Source organism: Kitasatospora gansuensis, from assembly GCF_014203705.1.
Lineage (GTDB): Bacteria > Actinomycetota > Actinomycetes > Streptomycetales > Streptomycetaceae > Kitasatospora > Kitasatospora gansuensis.
In genome coordinates this window covers 4764566-4779043 of record NZ_JACHJR010000001.1, presented here as the reverse complement: position 1 = coordinate 4779043, position 14478 = coordinate 4764566, and the positions used below count along the sequence as shown (strand labels likewise).

The 14478-nt window shown below is 66.3% G+C and carries 24 protein-coding genes; all 24 read right to left on the bottom strand.

The genetic code is table 11. The features are described 5' to 3' along the window. Window positions 1-92: 92 nt before the first annotated feature. A complete protein-coding gene (locus F4556_RS21420; RefSeq protein WP_184918579.1) occupies window positions 93-749 on the bottom strand; it encodes an adenylate kinase in 657 nt (218 codons plus the stop codon). Then, window positions 749-2056, bottom strand: a complete 1308-nt coding sequence (gene secY, locus F4556_RS21415; protein ID WP_184918577.1) for a preprotein translocase subunit SecY — start codon at window positions 2054-2056, stop codon at window positions 749-751. The genes F4556_RS21420 and secY overlap by 1 nt, the downstream gene beginning before the upstream one ends. Window positions 2057-2351: 295 nt before the next feature. Beyond that, complete coding sequence (gene rplO, locus F4556_RS21410) at window positions 2352-2807, bottom strand: 50S ribosomal protein L15 (RefSeq protein ID WP_057231308.1); 456 nt, start codon at window positions 2805-2807, stop codon at window positions 2352-2354. 1 nt (window position 2808) lies between these two features. Next, on the bottom strand, window positions 2809-2991 hold the full coding sequence (rpmD, locus tag F4556_RS21405) for a 50S ribosomal protein L30 (protein WP_014136270.1): 183 nt from the start codon (window positions 2989-2991) through the stop codon (window positions 2809-2811). Then, on the bottom strand, window positions 2991-3626 hold the full coding sequence (gene rpsE, locus F4556_RS21400) for a 30S ribosomal protein S5 (protein WP_057231312.1): 636 nt from the start codon (window positions 3624-3626) through the stop codon (window positions 2991-2993). Before rpsE ends, rpmD begins: the two co-directional genes overlap by 1 nt. 48 nt (window positions 3627-3674) lie before the next feature. Then, a complete protein-coding gene (rplR, locus tag F4556_RS21395) occupies window positions 3675-4058 on the bottom strand; it encodes a 50S ribosomal protein L18 (protein ID WP_057231314.1) in 384 nt (127 codons plus the stop codon). Window positions 4059-4061: 3 nt separating this feature from the next. Further along, window positions 4062-4601, bottom strand: a complete 540-nt coding sequence (gene rplF, locus F4556_RS21390; protein ID WP_184918574.1) for a 50S ribosomal protein L6 — start codon at window positions 4599-4601, stop codon at window positions 4062-4064. A gap of 22 nt (window positions 4602-4623) precedes the next feature. Next, window positions 4624-5031, bottom strand: a complete 408-nt coding sequence (rpsH, locus tag F4556_RS21385; protein ID WP_057231318.1) for a 30S ribosomal protein S8 — start codon at window positions 5029-5031, stop codon at window positions 4624-4626. A gap of 264 nt (window positions 5032-5295) precedes the next feature. Further along, on the bottom strand, window positions 5296-5481 hold the full coding sequence (locus tag F4556_RS21380; RefSeq protein ID WP_104816571.1) for a type Z 30S ribosomal protein S14: 186 nt from the start codon (window positions 5479-5481) through the stop codon (window positions 5296-5298). 3 nt (window positions 5482-5484) lie between these two features. Then, entirely contained in the window at window positions 5485-6054 is a 570-nt protein-coding gene (rplE, locus tag F4556_RS21375) for a 50S ribosomal protein L5 (protein WP_184918572.1), read from the bottom strand. Further along, window positions 6054-6365, bottom strand: a complete 312-nt coding sequence (rplX, locus tag F4556_RS21370) for a 50S ribosomal protein L24 (protein ID WP_057231325.1) — start codon at window positions 6363-6365, stop codon at window positions 6054-6056. The genes rplE and rplX overlap by 1 nt, the downstream gene beginning before the upstream one ends. 15 nt (window positions 6366-6380) lie before the next feature. Next, on the bottom strand, window positions 6381-6752 hold the full coding sequence (gene rplN, locus F4556_RS21365) for a 50S ribosomal protein L14 (RefSeq protein WP_030263487.1): 372 nt from the start codon (window positions 6750-6752) through the stop codon (window positions 6381-6383). A gap of 102 nt (window positions 6753-6854) precedes the next feature. Next, window positions 6855-7130, bottom strand: coding sequence for a 30S ribosomal protein S17 (gene rpsQ, locus F4556_RS21360; RefSeq protein WP_057231327.1), 276 nt, complete (start codon window positions 7128-7130; stop codon window positions 6855-6857). Continuing rightward, window positions 7130-7354: a 50S ribosomal protein L29 gene (rpmC, locus tag F4556_RS21355; protein WP_030055825.1), complete on the bottom strand. Its 225-nt coding sequence runs from the start codon at window positions 7352-7354 to the stop codon at window positions 7130-7132. Before rpmC ends, rpsQ begins: the two co-directional genes overlap by 1 nt. Further along, on the bottom strand, window positions 7354-7773 hold the full coding sequence (gene rplP / locus F4556_RS21350) for a 50S ribosomal protein L16 (protein WP_184918570.1): 420 nt from the start codon (window positions 7771-7773) through the stop codon (window positions 7354-7356). The genes rpmC and rplP overlap by 1 nt, the downstream gene beginning before the upstream one ends. 5 nt (window positions 7774-7778) lie before the next feature. Further along, window positions 7779-8615, bottom strand: a complete 837-nt coding sequence (rpsC, locus tag F4556_RS21345) for a 30S ribosomal protein S3 (RefSeq protein ID WP_184918568.1) — start codon at window positions 8613-8615, stop codon at window positions 7779-7781. Continuing rightward, a complete protein-coding gene (gene rplV / locus F4556_RS21340) occupies window positions 8615-8962 on the bottom strand; it encodes a 50S ribosomal protein L22 (protein WP_057231334.1) in 348 nt (115 codons plus the stop codon). Before rplV ends, rpsC begins: the two co-directional genes overlap by 1 nt. A 49-nt stretch (window positions 8963-9011) precedes the next feature. Continuing rightward, the gene (rpsS, locus tag F4556_RS21335) at window positions 9012-9293 is read right to left on the bottom strand and encodes a 30S ribosomal protein S19 (RefSeq protein WP_057231336.1); all 282 of its coding nucleotides are present in this window, start codon (window positions 9291-9293) and stop codon (window positions 9012-9014) included. An 11-nt stretch (window positions 9294-9304) separates the two neighbouring features. Then, window positions 9305-10141, bottom strand: a complete 837-nt coding sequence (rplB, locus tag F4556_RS21330) for a 50S ribosomal protein L2 (RefSeq protein ID WP_184918566.1) — start codon at window positions 10139-10141, stop codon at window positions 9305-9307. 42 nt (window positions 10142-10183) lie between these two features. Further along, entirely contained in the window at window positions 10184-10504 is a 321-nt protein-coding gene (rplW, locus tag F4556_RS21325) for a 50S ribosomal protein L23 (RefSeq protein WP_030393296.1), read from the bottom strand. Then, complete coding sequence (gene rplD / locus F4556_RS21320) at window positions 10504-11181, bottom strand: 50S ribosomal protein L4 (protein ID WP_184918563.1); 678 nt, start codon at window positions 11179-11181, stop codon at window positions 10504-10506. The genes rplW and rplD overlap by 1 nt, the downstream gene beginning before the upstream one ends. A 4-nt stretch (window positions 11182-11185) precedes the next feature. Beyond that, window positions 11186-11830, bottom strand: coding sequence for a 50S ribosomal protein L3 (rplC, locus tag F4556_RS21315; protein ID WP_057231343.1), 645 nt, complete (start codon window positions 11828-11830; stop codon window positions 11186-11188). A 14-nt stretch (window positions 11831-11844) separates the two neighbouring features. After that, entirely contained in the window at window positions 11845-12153 is a 309-nt protein-coding gene (rpsJ, locus tag F4556_RS21310; RefSeq protein ID WP_012785157.1) for a 30S ribosomal protein S10, read from the bottom strand. Window positions 12154-12652: 499 nt separating this feature from the next. Next, window positions 12653-14419: a hypothetical protein gene (locus F4556_RS21305; protein ID WP_184918561.1), complete on the bottom strand. Its 1767-nt coding sequence runs from the start codon at window positions 14417-14419 to the stop codon at window positions 12653-12655. Window positions 14420-14478: the final 59 nt, after the last annotated feature.

Sequence of the window (14478 nt, the reverse complement as noted above, 5' to 3'; positions counted from 1 at the left end):
CTTGCCGGGGGGCCGTGCTGCCGTTACCACCGTACGACGACAGAACGGCCGGGACTCCCCCGTGCGGGGGCGTCCCGGCCGTCTGGTCGGTCTCAGCTCTTCTTGCTCTCCAGCGCGGCCACCGCGCGCTCGGTCACTTCGTCGACCTTGCCCAGCGCCGAGATGGTGACCAGCAGGCCCTGCTGGTTGTAGTACTCGATGATCGGCTCGGTCTCCGTGTGGTAGACCTCCAGCCGCGTCCGCACCTTCTCCTCGGTGTCGTCCGAGCGCTGGTACAGCTCGCCGCCGCACTCGTCGCAGACGCCCTCGGTCTTCGGCGGGTTGTAGACCACGTGGAACACGTGGCCACCGTTGACCCGGCAGAGCCGACGGCCGGCGATCCGCTTGACGACCTCGTCCTCGGGGACCTCGAGGTCCAGCACGCCGTCGAGGGCGATGCCGAACTCGGCCAGGATCTCGTCCAGGGCCTTGGCCTGACCGAGGTTCCGGGGGAACCCGTCCAGCAGGAAGCCGTTGGCGGCATCCGGCTGCGACATCCGGTCCTTGGCCATCCCGATGGTGACCTCATCCGGTACCAGTCGACCCGCGTCCATGTACGCCTTGGCCTCGAGCCCCAACTGGGTGCCCTGGCTGATGTTGGCGCGGAACAGGTCTCCGGTGGAGATGTGGGGAATGGACAGGGTCTTGGCCAGGACGTGCGCCTGAGTACCCTTCCCGGCCCCGGGAGGTCCGACGAGGACGATACGCATCAGCGGAGGAACCCTTCGTAATTACGCTGCTGGAGCTGGCTCTCGATCTGCTTCACAGTTTCGAGTCCGACACCGACGACGATGAGCACGCTGGTGCCACCGAACGGGAAGTTTTGGTCCGCGTTGAAGGCGACCAGGGCGATCATCGGGATCAACGCGATCAGGCCCAGGTAGAGCGACCCCGGCCACGTGATACGGGTAAGCACGTAGTTGAGGTACTCGGCCGTCGGTCGGCCGGCCCGGATGCCCGGGATGAACCCACCATACTTCTTCATGTTGTCCGCAACTTCTTCGGGGTTGAAGGAGATCGCGACGTAGAAGAAGGCGAAGAACACGATCAGCACGAAGTACGTGGCCATGTAGATCGGGTGGTCACCGCGGACGAAGTTGTCGCGGATCCAGGTGGCCCAGCCGGCCTGGCTGTTCGTCAGCTGGGCGACCAGCGCCGGGATGTACAGCAGCGACGAGGCGAAGATGACCGGGATCACACCGGCCTGGTTGACCTTCAGCGGGATGTAGGTCGACGTCCCGCCGAACGCCTTGCGGCCGATCATGCGCTTCGCGTACTGGACCGGGATCCGGCGCTGCGCCTGCTCGACGAAGATGACCAGGACCACGACGATGACGCCGATCGCGATGACGCTGAAGAACTCGACCCAGCCGTCACCGATCTTGCCCGAGAGCTTGATCGCCCACATCGAGCCGGGGAAGCCCGACGCGATCGAGGTGAAGATCAGGATGGACATGCCGTTGCCGATGCCGCGGTCGGTGATCAGCTCACCGAGCCACATGACCATCGTGGTGCCGGCGGTCATCGTGATCACCATGGTGGCGATCCGGAAGACCGACTGGTCCGGCACGACCTGGTTGGCGTAGACACAGCCCGAGAACAGCGCGCCACTGGAGGCCGTCGCGACGATGCCGGTGCCCTGGAGCACGGCGAGCGCGATGGTCAGGTAGCGGGTGTACTGGGTGATCTTGGCCGTACCGGCCTGGCCCTCCTTCTTCAGCGCCTCGAGTCGCGGGATCACGACGGTGAGGAGCTGGAGGATGATGCTGGCCGTGATGTACGGCATGATGCCGAGCGCGAAGATCGTCAGCTGCAGCAACGCGCCACCACTGAAGAGGTTCACCAGGCCGAACAGCCCGCTGGGGGTGTCCTTCAGGCACTGGTTCACCGCGACGAAGTCGACGCCCGGCACGGGGATGTGAGCGCCCAGCCGGAACAGCACCATGATGCCCAGCGTGAACAGCAGCTTCTTGCGCAGGTCGGGCGTCTGGAACGCCCGCGCGAACGCACTGAGCACGGTGCCTCCTGCGCCTCCCGCACGTCGTCGGCGGGAGGGTCGGTCCTGAATGGGGAGTGGGGTGTGCGGCCCTCGGAGGAGTCCGGTCAACCGGACGGCACAGGCGAGCCTGGGCGCAGCCTACAAGGGAACTCCACGGACTCTAACAGTGTGTGGCCACCCGAAAGAAGCGTGCGCGGCCCCTCCCCCACGCACGGGGGACGGGATGCCCGTTTTCAACCACAAAAGCCACCCGAAAAGCACGAACCCCGTACCTCCCAGGAGGGAGATACGGGGTTCGTGGATGTCAACTTGCTCAGAGGAGCTCGGTGACCGTACCGCCGGCAGCGGTGATCTTCTCGATCGCGGAGCCGGAGACGGCGTCAACCGTCACCTGCAGCGCAACCGCGATGTCGCCGGTGCCGAGGACCTTGACGAGCTCGTTCTTGCGAACGGCGCCCTTCGCGATCAGGTCGGCCACGGTGACCTCGCCACCCTGCGGGTAGAGCTCGGCCAGCTTCTCCAGGTTCACGACCTGGAACTGCTTGTGCGCCGGGTTCTTGAAGCCCTTGAGCTTCGGCAGACGCATGTGGAGGGGCATCTGCCCACCCTCGAAGCGCTGCGGAACCTGGTAGCGGGCCTTGGTGCCCTTGGTACCACGACCTGCGGTCTTACCCTTGGAACCCTCACCACGACCGACACGGATCTTGTCGGTCTTGGCGCCGGGGGCCGGGCGCAGGTTGTGGATCTTGATCGGCGAGTTGTCTGCCATTTCAGTCCACCTCCTCGACCGTGACGAGGTGACGAACGGTGTGGACCATGCCGCGGATCTCCGGGCGGTCCTCCTTCACCACGGTGTCGTTCAGCCGCTTCAGGCCGAGCGAACGGAGCGTGTCACGGTGGTTCTGCTTGCTGCCGATGTACGACTTGGTCTGAGTGACCTTCAGGCGAGCCATCAGGCACTCACCGCCGCGGTCCCGGCCGCGCGAGCGCGGAGCAGAGCAGCGGGGGCCACGTCCTCCAGCGGCAGGCCACGGCGGGCCGCGATCTCCTCGGGGCGCACGAGGCCCTTCAGAGCAGCCACGGTGGCGTGCACGATGTTGATCGCGTTGTCCGAGCCGAGCGACTTCGACAGGATGTCGTGAACGCCGGCGCACTCCAGGACAGCACGCACCGGGCCACCGGCGATAACGCCGGTACCGGGGGACGCCGGCTTCAGGAGCACGACGCCGGCGGCCTTCTCGCCCTGGATCGGGTGCGGGATGGTGCCCTGGATACGGGGGACCTTGAAGAAGTTCTTCTTGGCCTCCTCAACACCCTTGGCGATGGCGGCCGGAACCTCCTTCGCCTTCCCGTAGCCGACACCTACGGTGCCGTCACCGTCGCCCACCACGACCAGCGCGGTGAAGCTGAAACGACGACCACCCTTGACAACCTTGGCGACACGGTTGATCGCAACGACACGCTCAACGTAAGCAGTCTTCTCGACGGCGGGGGCGTTGCCCCGGTCGTCGCGCTTACGATCACGTCGCTCGCCGCCACCGCCGGTGCCGCCGCCGGCGCCGCTACCGCGGCGCTGGGGTCCAGCCATTGGAATTACCTCTCTCGATTACGTCCGTCGACTGAGCCGACGAGCGGCTTAGAAGTCGAGCCCGGCCTCACGGGCAGCGTCCGCCAGGGCGGCGATGCGCCCCGCGTAACGGTTGCCCGCGCGGTCGAAGACGACCGACTCGATGCCGGCGGCCTTGGCGCGCTCGGCGACCAGGGCTCCGACCTTCTTGGCCAGCTCGGTCTTGTCGCCCTCGTTGCCACGGATGGACACATCGAGGGTGGACGCCGACGCGAGGGTGTGACCCTTGGCGTCGTCGATGACCTGGGCGACCATGTGACGGTTCGAGCGGGTCACGACCAGACGAGGACGAGCCTCGGTGCCGGTGACGCGCTTGCGAACGCGGATGGCGCGACGCTTGCGGGCAGCGTTCTTGTAGCCGTTGCCCTTGCCGATCTTCACAGAAAGACTCATGGCTTACTTACCGCTCTTTCCGACCTTGCGGCGGATGACCTCGCCCGCGTACTTGACGCCCTTGGCCTTGTACGGGTCGGGCTTACGCAGCTTGCGGATCTTGGCCGACTCTTCGCCGACCAGCTGCTTGTCGATCCCGTCCACGTGGAACTTGGTGGGCGACTCGACCACGAAGGAGATGCCCTCCTTGGCCTCGATCAGGATCGGGTGGCTGTAGCCGAGCTGGAACTCCAGCGCGGAGCCCTTCGCTGCGACTCGGTAACCAACACCGCTGATCTCCAGCGACTTGCGGTATCCCGCGGTCACGCCGGTGATCATGTTCGCCACCAGCGTGCGGGAAAGGCCGTGCAGGGCCTTCGACAGACGCTCGTCGTTAGGGCGGGTGACGAGCAGAGTGCCGTCCTCGCCCTTGCTGATCTCGATGGGCGCGGCAACGGTGTGGGTGAGGGAGCCCTTGGGGCCCTTCACCGAGACCGTCTGGCCATCGATGGTGACGTCCACGCCGGCGGGAACCGGGATGGGCAGCCGTCCAATGCGAGACATTGCTGTACCTCCGTTTCCCGAATTACCAGACGTAGGCGAGAACTTCTCCGCCTACGCCCTTCTTGGCGGCCTGCTTGTCGGTGAGGAGACCGGAAGACGTGGAGATGATCGCCACGCCCAGGCCGCCGAGCACCTTCGGCAGGTTGGTGGACTTTGCGTAAACGCGCAGACCCGGCTTGCTGATGCGCTTGATGCCGGCGATGGAGCGCTCACGGTTGGGGCCGAACTTGAGGTCGATGGTCAGCTTCTTGCCGACCTCGCCCTCAACCGGCTCCTCAACCTTCCAGGAGGAGATGTACCCCTCCTGCTGCAGGATCTCGGCGACGTGCGCCTTGATCTTGCTAGCCGGCATCGCCACGGTGTCGTGGTACGCCGAGTTCGCGTTACGCAGACGCGTGAGCATGTCTGCGATGGGGTCGGTCATGGTCATGATGGCCTCAGGCCTCTCTCGCCGTGGTTTCTCCGCGCCAGGTCCCCCCGCCGCACTCCGAGGAGTGCGGCAGGGGCACAGACGCAGGGGACCTGCGGCGTTAGTAAGACTGGGTGCGAGCCCTCATAAGAGGGTCGCGGACAGCTCTGGCTGCCGCGACAGGGGGCCCGACCCCACTACCTTACGGGATTCCGTACGGCAGCCCAAAAATGGGCCACGTGGGATCGGGCACACCTGCTGATTCGCTGTGTGACGGAGCCTGGGTTACCAGGAGCTCTTGGTCACGCCCGGCAGCTCGCCGCGGTGCGCCATCTCACGGAGGCAGACACGGCAGAGGCCGAACTTGCGGTACACCGAGTGCGGGCGGCCGCAGCGCTGGCAGCGGGTGTAACCGCGGACAGCGAACTTCGGCTTGCGCTCGGACTTCGCGATGAGGGACTTCTTCGCCATGAGTTACGCCTCCTTGAACGGGAAGCCCAGTGCGCGCAGGAGCGCCCGGCCCTCGTCGTCGTTCTGAGCGGTGGTCACGACGGTGATGTCCATACCGCGCTGACGGTCGACCTTGTCCTGGTCGATCTCGTGGAACATGACCTGCTCGGTCAGACCGAAGGTGTAGTTGCCACGGCCGTCGAACTGCTTCGGGGAGAGACCACGGAAGTCACGGATACGCGGCAGGGCCAGCGACACCAGACGGTCCAGGAACTCCCACATGCGGTCACCACGGAGGGTGACGTGGGTGCCGATCGGCTGGCCCTCACGCAGCTTGAACTGCGCGATGGACTTGCGAGCCTTCGTCACCGCCGGCTTCTGGCCGGTGATGGCGGTGAGGTCGCGGATCGCGCCCTCGATCAGCTTGCTGTCACGAGCGGCCTCGCCGACACCCATGTTGACCACGACCTTGACCAGGCCGGGGATCAGCATGACGTTCTCGAACGAGAACTCCTCCTGCAGCTGACCCTTGATCTCGGAGTTGTAACGCTCCTTGAGACGGGGGGTCACCTTCTCAACAGTCGTCTCAGACATCAGATGTCCTCACCGGTTCGCTTGGCAACGCGGATCTTGTTGCCCTCGTCGTCGAAGCGGTAGCCAACGCGGGTGACGACCTTCTTGCCGTCCTTCTCCACGACCAGCTGGACGTTGGAGACGTGAACCGGGGCCTCGACGGTGATGATGCCGCCCTGGGTGCCCGGACCCGGCTTGGTGTGCTTCTTGACCCGGTTGACACCCTCGACCAGGACCTTGTTGGTGGCGGGGATGGCCTGGATGACCTTGCCCTGCTTACCGCGGTCCTTGCCGGTGATGACCTGGACCAGGTCACCCTTCTTGATCTTCATGCTGTTCGCCATGGGTTAGAGCACCTCCGGCGCAAGCGAGATGATCTTCATGAACTTCTTGTCACGCAGCTCGCGGCCCACCGGGCCGAAGATGCGGGTGCCACGGGGGTCACCATCGGTGTTCTTGAGAACGACCGCGGCGTTCTCGTCGAAGCGGATGTACGAGCCATCCGGACGACGACGCTCCTTGACGGTACGAACGATGACGCACTTGACGACGTCACCCTTCTTCACCGAACCACCGGGGATCGCGTCCTTGACGGTGGCGACGATGACGTCCCCGATACCGGCGTAGCGGCGACCGGAGCCACCGAGAACACGGATGCAAAGGATCTCCTTGGCACCAGTGTTGTCGGCGACACGCAGTCGCGACTCCTGCTGGATCACAGCTTTCTCCTGATCGTCAACGAGAGTCGACGGGCCGGCCGCTGCTCACACCAGCGCCCCTGGGGGACCTGGTGCACATACGGCCGTACCACATCGGCTTCGTTACTTGGCCTTCTCGAGGATCTCGACGACGCGCCAGCGCTTCGTCGCGGACAGCGGACGGGTCTCCATCAGGAGAACCCGGTCGCCGATGCCGCAGGCGTTGGCCTCGTCGTGCGCCTTCAGCTTGTTCGTACGGCGGATGACCTTGCCGTACAGAGCGTGCTTGACGCGGTCCTCGACGGCGACGACGACGGTCTTGTCCATCTTGTCGCTGACGACGAGACCCTCACGGGTCTTGCGGAAACCGCGCGTCTCGTTGGTGGTGTTCTCAGTCATCAGGCGTTCTCCACCGTCTCGATGCCCAGCTCGCGCTCGCGCATCAGGGTGTAGATCCGCGCGATGTCCTTACGGACGAGCTTGAGCCGTCCGTGGTTGTCGAGCTGCCCGGTCGCCGCCTGGAAGCGGAGGTTGAACAGCTCCTCCTTGGCCTCGCGGAGCTTGGCAACGAGACCCTCGTTGTCCAGCTCGCGCAGCTCAGCAGCCTTGGTACCGGCCGACATCAGCTCTCACCTGCCTCGCGCCGGACAATCCGGCACTTCATCGGGAGCTTGTGAGCAGCGCGGGTGAGCGCCTCACGAGCAATCTTCTCGTTCGGGTAGGACAACTCGAACATGATCCGACCCGGGTGAACGTTGGCGATCCACCACTCGGGGGAACCCTTACCGGAACCCATGCGGGTCTCGGCAGGCTTCTTGGTGAGCGGACGGTCCGGGTAGATGTTGATCCAGACCTTGCCACCACGCTTGATGTGACGGGTGACGGCGATACGAGCGGACTCGATCTGCCGGTTCGTCACGTAGGCGGGGGTGACCGCCTGGATGCCGTACTCGCCGAACGCGAGCTCGGTGCCACCCTTGGCAGCGCCACGGCGCTTCGGGTGGTGCTGCTTGCGGTGCTTGACCCGACGGGGGATCAGCATGACGGTCAGGCCTCCGTTCCGGTGCTCTCGGCAGCCGGCGTCTCCGTCACAGCCGCGGCCGGAGCCTCGGTGTTCTGGGGACGACGGGCGCCACCACGGGCGCCGCCACGCTCGCCACCACGGCCACCGCGCTCGCCGCCACGCGCGGGGCGGGCGTCGGTGCGGGCCGGGCGGTTGCCCGAGCGGGCAGCAGCGTTCTCAGCGCGGACCTCGGCGATGTTCTTGACATCACCCTTGTAGATCCAGACCTTCACGCCGATGCGACCGAAGGTCGTCTTGGCCTCGAAGAAGCCGTAGTCGACGTTCGCGCGCAGCGTGTGCAGCGGCACACGACCCTCGCGGTAGAACTCCGAACGGCTCATCTCGGCGCCGCCGAGACGACCGGAGCACTGGACCTTGATGCCCTTGGCGCCGGACTTCATGGTGCCCTGCATGCTCTTACGCATGGCACGGCGGAACGACACGCGGGAGGACAGCTGCTCCGCGACGCCCTGAGCCACGAGCTGGGCGTCCAGCTCGGGGTTCTTGACCTCGAGGATGTTCAGCTGGACCTGCTTGCCGGTCAGCTTCTCGAGGTCGCCGCGGATGCGGTCGGCCTCGGTGCCACGGCGACCGATGACGATGCCGGGGCGAGCGGTGTGGATGTCAACGCGGACGCGGTCGCGGGTGCGCTCGATCTCAACCTTCGAGATGCCGGCTCGCTCCATGCCCTTCGTCATCATGCGACGAATGGCAACGTCTTCCTTGACGTAGTCCTTGTACAGCTTGTCGGCGTACCAGCGGGACTTGAAGTCCGTGCTGATGCCGAGGCGGAACCCGTGCGGGTTAACCTTCTGGCCCATTACCGGGTCCCTTCCTTGCTGCTGACGACCACGGTGATGTGGCTGGTCCGCTTGCGGATCCGGTAGGCACGGCCCTGGGCACGCGGACGGAACCGCTTCAGGGTCGGGCCCTCGTCAACGTACGCCTCGCTGATAACGAGGTCGTCCACGTTGGAGTGGTTGTAGTTGTGCGCGGCGTTGGCAATGGCGCTGTTGAGCACCTTGCCGACCGGCACGGTGGCTGCCTGCGGAGCGAAACGCAGGACGGCCTGGGCCTCCGTGGCACTCATGCCACGGATGAGGTCCACCACGCGGCGGGCCTTCATGGGCGTGACGCGGATGTACCGCGCCTGGGCCCTGGCTTCCATGGTTGTCCCCTTGCTGGTGTAAGTCATTGAGTCGGTACTTCGCTGGCGACTAGCGACGCTTCGACTTGCGGTCGTCCTTGACGTGCCCGCGGAAGGTGCGCGTCGGCGCGAACTCGCCGAGCTTGTGGCCGACCATCGACTCGGTGACGAACACCGGGACGTGCTTGCGGCCATCGTGGACCGCGATCGTGTGACCGAGCATGCTCGGGCTGATCACGGAGCGACGGGACCAGGTCTTGATGACGTTCTGGGTACCCGCCTCGTTCTGCGCGTCCACCTTCTTGAGAAGGTGGCCGTCGATGAAGGGGCCCTTCTTGAGACTGCGCGGCATCTGACCTGCTCCTAGCGCTTCTTGTTGGACTTGCGGCGGCGCACGATGAGAGCGTCCGAAGCCTTGTTGGCCTTACGGGTACGACCCTCCTTCTTGCCCCACGGCGAGACCGGGTGGCGACCACCGGAGGTCTTACCCTCACCACCACCGTGCGGGTGGTCGATCGGGTTCATCGCGACACCACGCACGGTCGGGCGAACGCCCTTCCAGCGCATACGGCCGGCCTTGCCCCAGTTGATGTTCGACTGCTCGGCGTTGCCGACCTCGCCGACGGTCGCGCGGCAGCGCGCGTCAACCAGGCGGATCTCACCGGAGGGCATGCGCAGGTGCGCCATGCGACCCTCACGGGCGAGCAGCTGGATGCCCGAACCGGCGGAGCGGGCCATCTTGGCACCGCCACCGGGACGCAGCTCCACCGCGTGGATGGTGGTACCGACCGGGATGTTGCGCAGCGGCAGGTTGTTGCCGGGCTTGATGTCGGCCGTCGGGCCGTTCTCAATCCGGTCGCCCTGGCCGATGCCGCGCGGCGCGATGATGTAGCGCTTCTCGCCGTCCGCGTAGTGCAGCAGCGCGATGCGAGCGGTGCGGTTGGGGTCGTACTCGATGTGCGCGACCTTGGCCGGCACGCCGTCCTTGTCGTGACGACGGAAGTCGATCACGCGGTAGGCGCGCTTGTGTCCGCCACCCTGGTGGCGAGCGGTGATACGACCGGCGTTGTTACGGCCGCCCTTGCTGTGCAGGGGGCGAACCAGCGACTTCTCCGGCGTGGACCGCGTGATCTCTACGAAGTCGGCCACGCTGGAGCCACGACGGCCCGGCGTAGTCGGCTTGTACTTGCGGATGCCCATTTGGCTCTCTCGTCCTCGTCCTTATCGACGATCCGGACCCCGTTAGGAGGTCGGACCACCGAAGATGTCGATGCGGTTGCCCTCAGCCAGCGTCACGATGGCGCGCTTGGTGTCCTTGCGCTTGCCAAAGCCCGTCTTGGAGCGCTTGCGCTTGCCCTGACGGTTGAGCGTGTTGACGGACTCGACCTTGACCGAGAAGACCGCCTCGACGGCCTGCTTGATCTGGGTCTTGTTGGCACCCGGCGACACGACGAACGTGTACTTGTTCTCGTCGAGGAGCGAGTAGCTCTTCTCGGAGATGACCGGCTTCACCAGGACGTCACGGGGGTCCGTGAACGTCTTGCTCGTGATCTCTGCAGCCATCAGGCGGCGCTCCCTTCGAGCTCGCCCTCAGCAGCCACAGCCTTGGCGGACGCGGCCGGACCGGCCACGAAACGCTCGAAAGCAGCCTGGGTGAAGACCACATCGTCGGAGACGAGCACGTCGTAGGTGTTCAGCTGACCGGCGTCCAGGATGTGCACGTTCGGCAGGTTGCGAGCGGACTTGATGCCCAGCTCGTCCGCGCGCTCGACGACCAGGAGGACGTTCTTGCGCTCGGAGATCTTGCCGAACAGGCCCTTGGCGGCCTTGGTCGACGGCGCCTCGGCCGCGATCACGTCGGTGATGACGTGGATGCGGTTGTGGCGGGCCCGGTCGGTGAGCGCGCCACGCAGAGCGGCGACGATCATCTTCTTGGGCGTCCGCTGCGAGTAGTCACGCGGCTTCGGGCCGTGGACAACGCCACCGCCGACGAACTGCGGGGCGCGGGTCGAGCCCTGACGGGCGCGGCCGGTGCCCTTCTGGCGGTACGGCTTGCGGCCGCCGCCTCGGACCTCGCCACGGGACTTGACCTTGTGGGTGCCCTGACGGGCGGCAGCGAGCTGCGCCACAACGACCTGGTGCATCAGCGGAACGCTGACCTTGGCGTCGAAGATCTCGGCGGGCAGCTCGATGCTGCCGGCCTTGTCGCCCGAGGGCGACAGGATGTCAATGGTGCTCATATCCTCACAGCCCCTTCGCCGCGGTGCGGACGAGGACGAGGCCGCCGTTCGGGCCCGGGATTGCGCCCTTGATGAGGAGCAGCCCCTTCTCCGCGTCAACGGCATGGACGGTCAGGTTCTGGGTGGTCACGCGCTCGTGGCCCATCCGGCCGGCCATCTTCATGCCCTTGAACACGCGACCCGGGGTGGCGCAGCCACCGATCGAGCCGGGCGAACGGTGCTTGCGCTGCACGCCGTGACCGGCGCCGAGGCCCTTGAAGTTGTGACGCTTCATGACACCGGCGAAGCCCTTGCCCTTGGAGGTGCCGGTCACATCGACCTTGACACCAGCCTCGAACAGCTCAGCGGTGATCTCCTGGCCGAGGGCGTACTCGGACGCGTCCGCGGTGCGGAGCTCGACCAGGAAACGACGCGGGGTGACACCGGCCTTGGCGAAGTGACCCGCGAGGGGCTTGTTCACCTTGCGGGGGTCGATCTCGCCGAAGCCGATCTGCACGGCGTCGTAGCCGGCAGCGTCAGCGGTGTGGATCTGGGTAACGACATTGGGCCCGGCCTTGACGACGGTCACCGGAACGATCCGGTTGTTCTCGTCCCAGACCTGGGTCATGCCGAGCTTCTCGCCCAGGATTCCCTTAATCTGCTTTGCCATCTTCGTCGCGCCTCTCAGAGCTTGATCTCGATGTCGACGCCGGCCGGAAGGTCGAGGCGCATCAGCGAGTCAACGGTCTTCGGGGTCGGGTCGAGGATGTCGATCAGACGCTTGTGAGTGCGCATCTCGAAGTGCTCGCGCGAGTCCTTGTACTTGTGCGGCGAGCGGATGACGCAGTACACGTTCTTCTCAGTGGGCAGCGGCACCGGGCCCGCGACCTGCGCACCAGTGCGAATGACGGTCTCGACGATCTTCTTCGCCGAGGAGTCAATCACCTCGTGGTCGTAGGCCTTGAGCCGGATGCGGATCTTCTGTCCCGCCATGGCTACTCAGTAGTCCTTTGTCTCGTCTGCTGCTTCTTCTGCCGGATTCGGCCGGGTGGCTTGGCCGGTGGCACCTTTGGGTGATTACTTCCGACCCCCGCGCTCGGGCGTGTCGCCCTGACGCTTGCAAAGAACCGGGAAGGTTTCCCTTCTCGGCCTGCGGAATCGGTGAGCCTTGCACCCACCAGGCGCCGGATCGAGGCCCCGCCCACGCTTCCCGGAAGATTCCCGTACGTCCGCCCCGCAGCTGCCGCGGTGTCGACTACACACCACTGCGATCCACACCGACTCACCCAAGGGCGAAGGCGGATCACATGAACGGCCATCACGGGAACGACGAGTACCTGGGACTCGCTTCCAGTCCTCCCGGTGGGAGGCGCGCAGCATCGGCACTCAACCGAGCAACTTGGCTATCCTGCCACAGCACGCTGCGCGAACGCGAATCGGGGCCGGTGAGGTCTCCCTCACAGGCCCCGATCCGGTGCTCGGCGGTCAGTGGTCAGCCACGCCGCCAGACCACGTAGTTCTTCTCCGCCACGTGCCGGTCGACGTGCCAGCCGGCCGGAGCGTTGCGCCAACTCTTGTCCGGCGTCTCGCCCTTGACCCACAGCGCCAGCACCGCGACGGTCGCGTCGGCGGGCGGGGTGTCCTTGCGCACCAGGTCGCGGTTCCAGACCCGGCCCTCGATCTGCTGCGAGGGCAGGGTGACCTGGATCTCCCAGCGGACCTGATTGTCCATCACCACCTTGTCGCCGGGCTTGATCCCGGCGTCCTCCAGGAAACCGGTGGCGTCGCCGTAGCGGCCGGCCGTGTTCGGCTTGGTGATGTGGTCGGTGACGCTGACGGTGGCGAAGGCCGCGAAGCAGGCCAGCACCACCCCGATCGCACCGGTGACCGGCAGCGCCCGCCGGGAGCCGGCCAGCAGCCTGACCGCGACCACCAGGCCGAACACCAGCAGCGCGACGGCGGTGGTGTCCATCAGGTGGAAACCGTCCCAGTCGTCGCCCCAGAGGCTGCCGAGGAAGGTCGAGTCCGGCATGCCCCAGAGGATGAACCAGGACTTCTTGAACTCCCGGCCCGCCAGCCGGTTCACCAGCAGCGCGAGCGTCACCATCAGCAGCGCCGCCGAACCGGCCAGCAGGACCAGGTGCTTGCGCTTCCTGGTCCGGTACAGCACCACGGCGCCGACCAGGAAGAAGACCGGAACCAGCGGCGACAGGTAGCGCGCGTACACGATGGTGTCGATCCGGTGGTCGTCCGGCAGGCCGGCCGCGGCGGCCAGCGCGATGCCGCACATCAGCGAGACCATCAGGAATGCGACCACCCGGTCGGCCTTGCTGAAGCGGGAGGTGAAGACCGCGAGGACGCAGACCACCGCGGCCAGCGCGCCCAGGCCCCAGCTGGAGGTGACGAAGTACCAGAGGTGGCCGAGCATCCGCATCACGGTGCGCCGCAGCAGTGCGGAGTCGCCGAGCGAGTCGAAGACCGCGTTGCCGACCTTGCTCGGGTGCGCGCCGTCGATGTTCGCGAGCAGCCAACTGGTCATCAGCTGCTTGCTGTAGAACAGCGCCCCCATCATCACCAGGGCCAGCGCGGTGGCGACCCGCGGCGCCCAGCCGAGGACCAGCACCACCAGCAGCACCAGCGCGGTGAGCGCGACGATCACGCCGCCCCGGTCGTGCGTCAGCAGGCAGTACCCGGCCGCCGTGCCGGCCAGCAGGCCGTAGCCGATCCGGCGCCGGGTCGAGCCCTCCGAGAGCAGTCCGTGCACGCCGATCAGCCAGGCCAGCACCAGGGCGGGCAGCGGGGTGTCGGCCATCGCGTACTGGGAGTAGAAGACCACCGGCGGCATCAGCACCGCGGCGGTGGCGAACAGGTAGGCGAGCGGTCTGGGCATCGCCAGCCGGCGCATCGCCAGATACCCGAGCGGCAGGACCAGACAGCTGAGCAGGGCGTTGATGCCCATGATCAGGTGGTAGGCGAGCTCCGGGTCGTCGGTGATCCGGAGCGCCGGGGAGATCAGCAGCGAGTACCCGGCCGGGATCACCTCGTTGCCGGGTATCTCGGTGGTCGAGCGGCCGGCCAGCATCCGGGCGATCACCAGGTACATGTGCTCGTCCGGGTTGACCACCGGGTAGTCCTGGCCCCGCACCAGCGAGAGCCGGAACAGCACCTGGGCGACGTACCCCGCCACCAGGGCCAGCGGGACCGCCCAGGCGGAGGTCCACCGGGCGGGCCGGCCGACGGCCGCCTCCGGCGCTGCCACGGCGGGTTGCGCGGTCTCCGAGCCGTAGGGAGGCTCAGGGGCCAGTCGTGTCATCGCTG

Excerpts from the sequence above, each read along its gene's own strand:
- F4556_RS21420 (WP_184918579.1), bottom strand. The coding sequence starts at position 749 with ATGCGTATCGTCCTCGTCGGACCTCCCGGGGCCGGGAAGGGTACTCAG.
- rplO (WP_057231308.1), bottom strand. The coding sequence starts at position 2,807 with ATGGCAGACAACTCGCCGATCAAGATCCACAACCTGCGCCCGGCCCCC.
- rpmD (WP_014136270.1), bottom strand. The coding sequence starts at position 2,991 with ATGGCTCGCCTGAAGGTCACTCAGACCAAGTCGTACATCGGCAGCAAG.
- rpsE (WP_057231312.1), bottom strand. The coding sequence starts at position 3,626 with ATGGCTGGACCCCAGCGCCGCGGTAGCGGCGCCGGCGGCGGCACCGGC.
- rplR (WP_057231314.1), bottom strand. The coding sequence starts at position 4,058 with ATGAGTCTTTCTGTGAAGATCGGCAAGGGCAACGGCTACAAGAACGCT.
- rplF (WP_184918574.1), bottom strand. The coding sequence starts at position 4,601 with ATGTCTCGCATTGGACGGCTGCCCATCCCGGTTCCCGCCGGCGTGGAC.
- rpsH (WP_057231318.1), bottom strand. The coding sequence starts at position 5,031 with ATGACCATGACCGACCCCATCGCAGACATGCTCACGCGTCTGCGTAAC.
- F4556_RS21380 (WP_104816571.1), bottom strand. The coding sequence starts at position 5,481 with ATGGCGAAGAAGTCCCTCATCGCGAAGTCCGAGCGCAAGCCGAAGTTC.
- rplE (WP_184918572.1), bottom strand. The coding sequence starts at position 6,054 with ATGTCTGAGACGACTGTTGAGAAGGTGACCCCCCGTCTCAAGGAGCGT.
- rplX (WP_057231325.1), bottom strand. The coding sequence starts at position 6,365 with ATGAAGATCAAGAAGGGTGACCTGGTCCAGGTCATCACCGGCAAGGAC.
- rpsQ (WP_057231327.1), bottom strand. The coding sequence starts at position 7,130 with ATGACTGAGAACACCACCAACGAGACGCGCGGTTTCCGCAAGACCCGT.
- rpmC (WP_030055825.1), bottom strand. The coding sequence starts at position 7,354 with ATGTCGGCCGGTACCAAGGCTGCTGAGCTGCGCGAGCTGGACAACGAG.
- rplP (WP_184918570.1), bottom strand. The coding sequence starts at position 7,773 with ATGCTGATCCCCCGTCGGGTCAAGCACCGCAAGCAGCACCACCCGAAG.
- rpsC (WP_184918568.1), bottom strand. The coding sequence starts at position 8,615 with ATGGGCCAGAAGGTTAACCCGCACGGGTTCCGCCTCGGCATCAGCACG.
- rplV (WP_057231334.1), bottom strand. The coding sequence starts at position 8,962 with ATGGAAGCCAGGGCCCAGGCGCGGTACATCCGCGTCACGCCCATGAAG.
- rpsS (WP_057231336.1), bottom strand. The coding sequence starts at position 9,293 with ATGCCGCGCAGTCTCAAGAAGGGCCCCTTCATCGACGGCCACCTTCTC.
- rplB (WP_184918566.1), bottom strand. The coding sequence starts at position 10,141 with ATGGGCATCCGCAAGTACAAGCCGACTACGCCGGGCCGTCGTGGCTCC.
- rplW (WP_030393296.1), bottom strand. The coding sequence starts at position 10,504 with ATGGCTGCAGAGATCACGAGCAAGACGTTCACGGACCCCCGTGACGTC.
- rplD (WP_184918563.1), bottom strand. The coding sequence starts at position 11,181 with ATGAGCACCATTGACATCCTGTCGCCCTCGGGCGACAAGGCCGGCAGC.
- rplC (WP_057231343.1), bottom strand. The coding sequence starts at position 11,830 with ATGGCAAAGCAGATTAAGGGAATCCTGGGCGAGAAGCTCGGCATGACC.
- rpsJ (WP_012785157.1), bottom strand. The coding sequence starts at position 12,153 with ATGGCGGGACAGAAGATCCGCATCCGGCTCAAGGCCTACGACCACGAG.